Genomic DNA, 8,328 nt, shown 5'->3' on the forward strand with positions numbered 1-8,328 from the left:
GTGATGCCAGCCGGCCCGCCAGCGCCCGCCCGCACCGCGCCGCCCAAACCGGCCGCGACCCTGCCCGCACCGGCGGCGGTGAAGCCGGCGCCCGTGAAGCCGCCGGTCACCGCACCGGCAGCACCGGCCCCCAAAACGCCACCCGCGGCCACCGCCGCGGCAAAACCGGCCACCGCGCCGGCCAAAACGGCCAGCGGACTGGTGCAGATCGGCGCCTTTTCGAGCGAGGCCAAGGCCGAAGAGGAGTGGGCCCGGGTGTCGGGCAAGGGCAAGCTGTCGGGCAAGCAGATCCAGAAACTCACTTCGTCCAGCGGCAAGACGCTGTGGCGGGTGCGCGGGCAGGCGGCCGATGTGGACGCGGCCTGCAAGGCGATCCTGGCCGCCGGTGGCGCCTGCGAAGCGGTGCGGAAATGATGCAGCCGCTCTTCCTCGGGCTGGCCGGCCTGGCGCTCAACGACGAGGAGCGCGCACTGTTCCGCGCCGCCAACCCGGCCGGCTATATCCTGTTCAAAAGAAACGTCGATTCGCCCGGCCAGGTGCGCGCGCTGACCCAAAGCCTGCGCGATCTGGCGGGCCGCGACGTGCCCATATTGATCGATCAGGAAGGTGGCCGCGTCGCCCGGCTGCGGCCGCCCCACTGGCCCGAATTCCCGACCGGCGAACGCTTCGGGCACCTGTATGACAAGGCACCGATCACCGCGATCGAGGCCTGCCGGCTGAACGCACTGGCGCTGGCGGCGCTGCTGAAGGATCTCGGCATCAATGTCGATTGCCTGCCATTGCTCGACGTGCGCGACACGCAAGGCCATGATATCATTGGCGATCGTGCCTTCGGCACCGAACCGATGGTGGTCTCGGCGCTGGGCAAGGCGGTGCTCGATGGCTTCAAGGCCGGCGGCATCTGCGGCGTCATCAAGCATATCCCCGGCCACGGCCGTGCCCGGGCGGACAGCCATCTCGAACTGCCGGTCGTCACCGCCAGCCGCGATGAACTGGAACGCGATTTCGAACCCTTCCGTCGCCTCGCCAATGCGCCGATGGCGATGACCGCCCACATCACCTACACCGCACTCGACGCCCGGCGCTGCGCCACGCTGTCGCCGGATATCATTGATTTCATTCGCCATGATATCGGCTTCGGCGGCCTGTTGATGTCCGATGATCTCGGCATGCACGCGCTCGGCAACCCGCAGTCGGGCGGTCATCCGCCCGGCAGCAATGCGCTGGCCGATTTCGGCGCCCGCGCGCTCGCCTGTCTCGATGCCGGCTGCGATATCGCGCTGCACTGCTCGGGCGATTTCAACGAGATGCGTTCGATCGTCGAAGCCGCCCCGGTGATGAGCGAAGCCGCCGCGACCCGCCTCGCCGCCGCCATGGCGTGGATGGGGCCGGGTGACGCCACGCCGGTGGCCGAATGGGCCGCCGCCCGCGACGCTCTGCTGGCGTTGGCGTGAGCGAGGTCGAGGACAGCTTCGACCAGCCGGTGCGGGCTGCACCGGAAACAGCCAAGCTGATCCTGCAACTGGGCAGCTGGGAAGGCCCGCTCGACCTGCTGCTCACCCTGGCACGGGCGCAAAAGGTTGATCTGGCACAGATTTCCATCCTGGCTCTGGTCGATCAATATCTGGACTTCATCCGCGATGCGAAGGCGCTCAGCCTCGAGCTCGCCGCCGATTATCTGGTGATGGCGGCCTGGCTGGCCTATCTCAAATCCCTGCTGCTGCTGCCCAAGGACCCGGAGGCCGAGCCCGATCCGGCCGAGCTGGCGCTGAAGCTGCAGTTCCAGCTGCAGCGGCTGGAGGCCATGCGCGAGGCCGGCCAGAAATTGCTCGCCCGCCCGCAATTGGGCTGGGACATGTTCCGCCGCCCCAACCCGGAAGGCCTCGCCGAAGACCGGCGCTCAACCTACGAATGCAGCTATTACGACCTGCTCTCCGCCTATGGCGCCATCACGGCGCGGCGCTCGCGTTCCGTCCATGTCGTGCGCCGCCGGGCGGTGATGGCGCTGGACGAAGCCATTGAACGGCTTGAACATCTGCTCGGCCGCAGCATCGACTGGACGGAGCTGGTGCGCTTCCTGCCGGCCGATCTGGCCGACGAAGCCTATGCCCGCTCGGTGCTGGCCTCCAGCTTTGTCGCCGCGCTGGAACTCACCCGCCAGGGCAAGGCCACGCTCAGCCAAGGTGCCGCCTTTGCCCCCATCCTGTTGAAGGCCAAGACTGGACCGACGCCATGACCGAGGACTTCGCCCTCTCCCGGGCGCTGGAAGCCATCCTGTTCGCCGCCGAGGCGCCGCTGTCGCTCAGCGAACTCACCCGCCATGTCGGCGAGCGTGGCGACCTGTTGCCCACCCTGCGCGCCCTGGCCGCGTCCTACGAGAACCGCGGCATCAACCTCGTCGAGCGTGGCGGCAAGTGGCAGTTCCAGACCGCGCCGGACCTCGGCCATTATCTGCGCACCAGCCGCGAGACGGTGAAGAAGCTCAGCCGCGCCGCTGTCGAGACGCTGGCGGTGATCGCTTATCACGAGCCGGTGACGCGCCCGGAAATCGAGGAAATCCGTGGGGTTGCGGTGTCAGGCGGCACGATCGACGTGCTGATGGAAGCCGGCTGGGTGCGTCCCGCCGGGCGCCGCGAGACGCCGGGCCGGCCGCTGCAATATGCCACCACGCCGGAGTTTCTGGCCCACTTCAACCTCACCACCCGCCGCGACCTGCCTGGCATGGCCGATCTGAAGGCCGCCGGGCTGCTGGATCGCGAGCCGCCGCGCGAGCTGCCGCTGCCGCTGGGTGGGCGGGAAGAGTAACTCCCCTCCCGCAAGCGGCAGGGGAGCGCGTAAAGCCTTACCGCCTGAACAGCGCCTCGCCCTGCTCCAGCGCGGTGCCCGGCGTCGTCGACACCGGCGTTTCCGGCGCGTGGGCGGCGGCTTCGCGTTCGGCCTGCAGCTGGGTGATCAGCGCCGCGCGGTCGGCTTCCACCTTCTCCATGTCGACACTGGTATCGATGCCGGCCTTCTTGGCGGCGGCGGCGACCAGCGCGTCCATCTCGCGCTGGCTGGTCAGGCCCAGGGTCACCGGGTCACGCGGCTGCAGGTTGGCATAGTTCCAGTGGCTCTTGTCGCGGATGGCGGCAATCGTCGTCTTGGTGGTGCCGATCAGCTTGGAAATCTGGCCGTCGGTGATTTCCGGGTGGTTCTTGATGATCCACAGGATGCCATCCGGTTTGTCCTGACGCTTGGAGACCGGCGTGTAGCGCGGGCCGGAGGTGCGGCGCGCCTGTTCCGGCAGGCGGGCCATCTTCAGCTCGTGGTCCGGATTGGCTTCGCCGGCGGTCAGTTCCTCGCGGGTCAGCTCGCCAGCGCGGATCGGATCACGACCCTTCAGCTTGGTGGCGGCGGTATCATCGGCGATCGCCTGCACTTCCAGCACGTGCAGGCCGCAGAAATCGGCGATCTGCGAAAAGGTGAGCGCGCTGTTGTCCACCAGCCAGGCGGCGGTGGCGTGCGGCATCAGGGGCAGGGACTTGGCGGCCATGATCGTGGCTCCTGTGTTTCAAACATGAAAACAGCCGCCCCTGGGGGGACGGCTGGACGTGAGTGCTTGTAATGGAGCGCCGGCTGTGGCGCAAGGGCGGGCGATGATGCCCACCCCCACCCAGCTGGCCGCGCTTGATGCGGCCGACCCCCTGGCCCATGCCCGCGCCCGTTTCCGGCTGCCGCCGGGCGTCATCTATCTCGATGGCAACTCCTTGGGCCCGCTGCCCGCCGCCCTGCCGGAGCGACTGGCGCAGACGGTGGCGGGCGAGTGGGGCGATGGCCTGATCCGCAGCTGGAACGATGCCGGCTGGATCGATCTGCCGGTCACGCTGGGCGCCGCCATCGCGCCCCTTGTCGGCGCCGAGCCGGCCGCGGTGGTCGCCTGCGATTCGGTCAGCCTCAACCTGTTCAAGCTCGCCAGCGCGGCGCTGGCGCTGCGGCCAGGCCGGCGCACCATTCTGATGGAAGCCAGCGATTTCCCCACCGATGCCTATGTGATGCAGGGACTGGCCCGCCTGGCAGGCGTGACGCTGAAGCGCGTGCCGCGCGCCGAACTCGTCACCGCGCTCGATGCCGACGTGGCGCTGCTGCTGCTCAGCCACGCGCATTATGTGACTGCCGAAGTGCACGACATGGCGGCGATGAGCGCTGCGGCCCACGCCGTCGGAGCGCTCACGCTGTGGGACCTGTCGCACTCGGCCGGCGCACTGGTGGTGCAGCTGGATGCCGATGGCATCGATTTCGCGGTGGGCTGTGGCTACAAGTTTCTGAACGGCGGCCCCGGCGCGCCGGCCTTCGCCTATCTTGCCCGCCGCCACTGGGAGACGGCGCTGCCTGCGCTCACCGGCTGGATGGGCCATGCCGCGCCCTTCGATTTTGCCGCCGATTTTGCGCCCGCTGCCGGCGCACGGCGGCTGCTCACCGGCACCCCGCCAATCCTTGCCATGCGCGCGCTGGAGGCAGGCGTGGCGACGTTTGCCGACATTGATATAGCCCAGGCCGAAGCCAAGTCCCGCCAGCTTGTCGCCCTGTTTGCGGCCGGCGCGGCGACACTGCCGGGTGTCACCGTCGACGCGCCACCACAGGGCCGCCACGGCGCCCATGTCATCATCCGCCATCCTGAAGCCCGCCGCGTGATGACCGCCCTCATCGCCCGCGGCGTCATCGGCGATATGCGCCCGCCCGATGCCATGCGCTTCGGCTTCCCGGCGCTGACCACCCGCTTTGCCGACGTCGGCACGGCATTGGCGGCGCTGCAGGCGGTGCTGGACAGCGGCGAGTGGCAGGAAGAGCGCTTCGCACCACGGGGCATGGTCAGTTAACGAACCCGCGCCCGCGCATGAGCTTCGGCGCGATTGAGCAGCGCGTCGAGATCCTCGGGCGCCACGTCGAAGCTTTCGTGCATCTCGGCCAACGCCCTGTCCACGTCCTCGCGGTGGAACAGCGGCGCCACCGCCGCCGGCGGCCGGTGCGGATAGCTGTGGCCCGACACACGGTGCCAGGCCCAGCCGGCCAGCACCAACGCCAGTGAATTGAGACCGACGGGCAGCAGCGGAAACCACGGCCCGGTCGCCGCCAGCAGCGGCGTGCCGAGCACGGCGGTGAGCGCCACCGCGCCACCGGGCGGATGCAGACAGCGGGCCAGGCTCATCACGATGATGGCGCCGCCCACAGCGATGCCGGCGGCCAGCGCGGGCATCGGCACCAGCGCGGCGGTTGCCATTCCGACGGCGGCCGAGATCATGTTGCCGCCCAGCACCGCCCAAGGCTGCGCCAGCGGGCTGGCCGGCACCGCAAACACCAGCACCGCCGAGGCACCGATGGGCGCCACCAGCAGCAAGGACAGCGCCGCCGGGTGCGGCACCAGGCCAGACGCCAACGCAGCGAGCGCGATACCGAGCATGGCGGCCAGCCCGGCGCGCAACCGGTCCGCCAGCGAGGCACCGGCCAGCCGTGGCATCCAGCGCGGCAGTTCAGCCATCGATGCGGAGCACGATCTTGCCAACATGCGCGCCGGCCTCCATGCGCTGGTGGGCGGCCGCAGCGTCGGCGAGCGGAAAGACCATGTCGGTCACCGGCGTCAGCCGCCCCGCCTCGAACGCCGGCCAGATCACGCCCTCCAGTGTCTCGGCAATCGCCGTCTTGAAGGCGATCGGGCGCGGGCGCAGCATCGATCCGGTCAGCACAAGGCGCTTGCGCATCACCAGCGCCAGGTTCACCTCTGCGGTCGGCCCGCGCTGGAAGGCGATGCTCACATGGCGGGCATCATCGGCCATGCAGGCGATATTCTTCGGCACATAATCACCGCCTACCATGTCGAGCACGATATCGACGCCCTTGCCGCCGGTCAGCGCCAGCACCTCGGCGGAAAAATCCTGGCTGTTGTAATTGATGGCGTGGGCTGCCCCGTGCGCCACCGCCGCCGCGCATTTTTCATCGGTGCCGCACGTCGCAATCGCCGTCAGCCCAACCTCCTTCGCCAGTTGCAGCGCGGTGATGCCGATGCCGCTGGTGCCGCCGTGGATCAGGATCGTCTCACCCGGCCGCGCCCGGCCGCGGTCCATCACGTTGGACCAGACGGTGAACCAGGTTTCCGGCAGGCCGGCCGCATCCGTCATCGCCATGCCGGCAGGCACCGGCAGGCACTGGCCAGCCGGCGCGGTGCAATATTCGGCATAGCCGCCGCCTGCCACCAGCGCGCACACCGCGTCGCCGGGGCGCCAGCGTGTCACCTCAGCACCCACCGCCACCACGGTGCCAGCGATTTCCAGGCCCATGATCGTCGGCGTGCCCGGCGGCATCGGATAGAGGCCCAGCCGCTGCAACACATCCGGCCGGTTCACGCCCGCCGCCGCGACCCTCACCAGCACCTCGCCCGGGCCGGGCTGCGGGACGGGGCGGGAGACGGGTTGCAATACCTCGGGCCCTCCCGGCGCGGCGGGGTCGATGGCGGTCATGGTGGTGGGAATGGTCATGGTTGCGGATATTGACAGGCGGCATGGCCCGGTCAACCGTTGCGCCCATGTTCGATGAAGACCTGCCCAAGAAGAAGAGTGACCTGCTCGCCGATCTGGCCCGGGAGGACCTTGACCGCCTCTCCATCGCCGACCTTGATGAACGCATCACCGCACTGGAGGCCGAACTTGTGCGCACCAGGGCCAAGCGCGACGGCGCCGCCAGTTTCCGTGCCGCCGCCGACAGCCTGTTCAAGAAATGACCACCAGCGCACCTCAGACGTCTCTGGGCACTCATGATTTCGTTGCCGATCCGCGCAACGAGACCATCCTGATCAACGTCAATGGCCAGCTTATCCGCCGCGCCGAGGCGATGGTGAGCGTGTTCGATTCGGGCTTCATGTTGGGCGACGGTGTGTGGGAGGGCCTGCGCGTCCACGCCGGCCGCGTCGCCTTCCTCGATCAGCATCTCGACCGGCTGTGGGAGGGCGCCAAGGCCATTTTCATGGATATCGGCATCAGCCGCGCCGAGATGGAGCAGCGGCTCTATGCCACCATCGACGCCAACGCGATGACCGCCTGCCACATCCGCCTGATGGTCACCCGCGGCCTGCGCTCGACGCCCTATCAGGACCCGCGCGTGGTGGTCTCGCCGGCCACGATCGTCATCATCGCCGAGCACAAGGACCCGCTGCCGAGCACGATCGAGAAGGGCATCCGACTCGCCACCGTCCACGTCCGCCGCGGCCATCCGGATGTGCAGGACCCGAAGTTGAACAGTCATTCAAAACTCAACTGCATCACCGCCTGCATCCAGGCGACGCAGGCCGGGGCGGACGAAGCGCTGATGCTCGATCCGCACGGCTTTGTCGCGACCTGCAACTCCACCCACTTCTTCATCGTGAAGAAGAACCGGCGCGGTGTGCAGGAGGTGTGGACCTCCACCGGCGATTACTGCCTCGCCGGCATTACCCGCGGCAACGTCATCGCCCTCTGCGAGGACAATGGCATTCCCGTCTTCCAGAAGAATTTCTCGCTGACCGACGTCTATTCGGCCAGCGAGGCCTTCGTCACCGGCACCTTTGCCGGGGTGGTGCCTGTCACCAGCATCGACGGCCGCGCGCTGACCGACGCACGCGGGCCGATGGTGGAACGGCTCCAGGGCCTCTATCGCCAGTTGATCGAAACGGACGTGGCGGCACGAGGGCGGCCGTGACCATCCGCATTGCGATGTGGTCGGGACCGCGCAACCTGTCGACAGCGATGATGCGCAGCTTTGGTGCGCGGGCCGACTGCCATGTCAGCGACGAACCCTATTACGGCGCCTATCTCAAGCACACCGGCGACGATCACCCGATGGCGGCCGAGGTCATCGCCGCCATGGACTGTGACTGGCACAGCGTCACCGCTGACCTGTCCGGCCTGTGTGCGCAGCCGGTCTGGTATCAGAAGCACATGGTGCACCACATGGTCGGCCCCGTGCAGTTGGGCGACCTCAAGGGCTTCACCCACGCCTTCCTGATCCGCGCGCCGGAACGGGTGATCGCCTCTTACGCCGAAAAGCGCGAGGTGGTGACGACGGAAGGGCTCGGCTTTGCGAAGCAGCGCGCCTGGTTCGAGGCGGAGGCGGACCGGCTCGGCCACGCCCCGCCGGTGGTCGATTCCGCCGATGTGCTGGCCGATCCGGCCGGCACGCTGTCCCGCCTGTGCACTGCGCTGGGCATCGCCTGGGATGCCGCCATGCTGCACTGGCCGCCCGGCCCACGCGTCACCGACGGCGTGTGGGCGCCGCACTGGTACAACCGCGTGCTGGCCTCGACCGGGTTCGAGGGCCGCGAGG

At 68.7% G+C, this 8,328-nt stretch carries 11 protein-coding genes; 8 read left to right on the top strand and 3 right to left on the bottom strand.

The features are described 5' to 3' along the window. The 4 genes from GJ693_RS11585 to scpB all read left to right on the top strand — a co-directional run. Nucleotides 1-414: SPOR domain-containing protein (locus tag GJ693_RS11585; protein WP_197042142.1), on the top strand; the 414-nt coding region annotated here is incomplete at its 5' end. Next, the gene (nagZ, locus tag GJ693_RS11590; protein WP_156256469.1) at nt 414-1,454 is read left to right on the top strand and encodes a beta-N-acetylhexosaminidase; all 1,041 of its coding nucleotides are present in this window, start codon (nt 414-416) and stop codon (nt 1,452-1,454) included. The genes GJ693_RS11585 and nagZ, both read left to right, overlap by 1 nt. Beyond that, a complete protein-coding gene (locus GJ693_RS11595; RefSeq protein WP_197042143.1) occupies nt 1,415-2,236 on the top strand; it encodes a segregation and condensation protein A in 822 nt (273 codons plus the stop codon). The genes nagZ and GJ693_RS11595 overlap by 40 nt, the downstream gene beginning before the upstream one ends. Beyond that, complete coding sequence (gene scpB / locus GJ693_RS11600) at nt 2,233-2,805, top strand: SMC-Scp complex subunit ScpB (RefSeq protein WP_156256462.1); 573 nt, start codon at nt 2,233-2,235, stop codon at nt 2,803-2,805. The genes GJ693_RS11595 and scpB overlap by 4 nt, the downstream gene beginning before the upstream one ends. A 37-nt stretch (nt 2,806-2,842) precedes the next feature. On the opposite strand, the gene GJ693_RS11605 is transcribed toward scpB, so the two are convergent. Continuing rightward, complete coding sequence (locus GJ693_RS11605; RefSeq protein WP_156256463.1) at nt 2,843-3,532, bottom strand: DUF1013 domain-containing protein; 690 nt, start codon at nt 3,530-3,532, stop codon at nt 2,843-2,845. Between the two features lie 103 nt (nt 3,533-3,635). On the opposite strand from GJ693_RS11605, the gene GJ693_RS11610 reads away from it, so the two are divergent. Next, entirely contained in the window at nt 3,636-4,856 is a 1,221-nt protein-coding gene (locus GJ693_RS11610; protein WP_156256464.1) for an aminotransferase class V-fold PLP-dependent enzyme, read from the top strand. Here the strand turns inward: GJ693_RS11610 and GJ693_RS11615 are convergent. After that, nucleotides 4,853-5,515 carry an HPP family protein gene (locus GJ693_RS11615; RefSeq protein WP_328598833.1) on the bottom strand — a complete coding sequence of 221 codons (663 nt, stop codon included), beginning with the start codon at nt 5,513-5,515 and terminating at the stop codon, nt 4,853-4,855. The genes GJ693_RS11610 and GJ693_RS11615 overlap by 4 nt on opposite strands. Next, nucleotides 5,508-6,509: an NAD(P)H-quinone oxidoreductase gene (locus tag GJ693_RS11620; protein ID WP_156256465.1), complete on the bottom strand. Its 1,002-nt coding sequence runs from the start codon at nt 6,507-6,509 to the stop codon at nt 5,508-5,510. Before GJ693_RS11620 ends, GJ693_RS11615 begins: the two co-directional genes overlap by 8 nt. A gap of 47 nt (nt 6,510-6,556) precedes the next feature. On the opposite strand from GJ693_RS11620, the gene GJ693_RS11625 reads away from it, so the two are divergent. The 3 genes from GJ693_RS11625 to GJ693_RS11635 all read left to right on the top strand — a co-directional run. After that, a complete protein-coding gene (locus GJ693_RS11625) occupies nt 6,557-6,751 on the top strand; it encodes a DUF1192 domain-containing protein (RefSeq protein ID WP_156256466.1) in 195 nt (64 codons plus the stop codon). Beyond that, nucleotides 6,748-7,704, top strand: coding sequence for an aminotransferase class IV (locus GJ693_RS11630; protein WP_156256467.1), 957 nt, complete (start codon nt 6,748-6,750; stop codon nt 7,702-7,704). The genes GJ693_RS11625 and GJ693_RS11630 overlap by 4 nt, the downstream gene beginning before the upstream one ends. After that, a partial coding sequence (locus GJ693_RS11635; RefSeq protein ID WP_156256468.1) for a sulfotransferase-like domain-containing protein occupies nt 7,701-8,328 on the top strand: 628 nt, incomplete at its 3' end. The genes GJ693_RS11630 and GJ693_RS11635, both read left to right, overlap by 4 nt.

This window comes from Sandarakinorhabdus oryzae (genome assembly GCF_009733735.1).
Classification (GTDB): domain Bacteria; phylum Pseudomonadota; class Alphaproteobacteria; order Sphingomonadales; family Sphingomonadaceae; genus Sandarakinorhabdus; species Sandarakinorhabdus oryzae.

What these genes read in the sequence shown, in the direction of transcription:
- nagZ (WP_156256469.1), top strand. Translation starts at nt 414, where the DNA reads ATGCAGCCGCTCTTCCTCGGGCTGGCCGGCCTGGCGCTCAACGACGAG.
- GJ693_RS11595 (WP_197042143.1), top strand. Translation starts at nt 1,415, where the DNA reads ATGGGCCGCCGCCCGCGACGCTCTGCTGGCGTTGGCGTGAGCGAGGTC.
- scpB (WP_156256462.1), top strand. Translation starts at nt 2,233, where the DNA reads ATGACCGAGGACTTCGCCCTCTCCCGGGCGCTGGAAGCCATCCTGTTC.
- GJ693_RS11605 (WP_156256463.1), bottom strand. Translation starts at nt 3,532, where the DNA reads ATGGCCGCCAAGTCCCTGCCCCTGATGCCGCACGCCACCGCCGCCTGG.
- GJ693_RS11610 (WP_156256464.1), top strand. Translation starts at nt 3,636, where the DNA reads ATGATGCCCACCCCCACCCAGCTGGCCGCGCTTGATGCGGCCGACCCC.
- GJ693_RS11615 (WP_328598833.1), bottom strand. Translation starts at nt 5,515, where the DNA reads ATGGCTGAACTGCCGCGCTGGATGCCACGGCTGGCCGGTGCCTCGCTG.
- GJ693_RS11620 (WP_156256465.1), bottom strand. Translation starts at nt 6,509, where the DNA reads ATGACCATTCCCACCACCATGACCGCCATCGACCCCGCCGCGCCGGGA.
- GJ693_RS11625 (WP_156256466.1), top strand. Translation starts at nt 6,557, where the DNA reads ATGTTCGATGAAGACCTGCCCAAGAAGAAGAGTGACCTGCTCGCCGAT.
- GJ693_RS11630 (WP_156256467.1), top strand. Translation starts at nt 6,748, where the DNA reads ATGACCACCAGCGCACCTCAGACGTCTCTGGGCACTCATGATTTCGTT.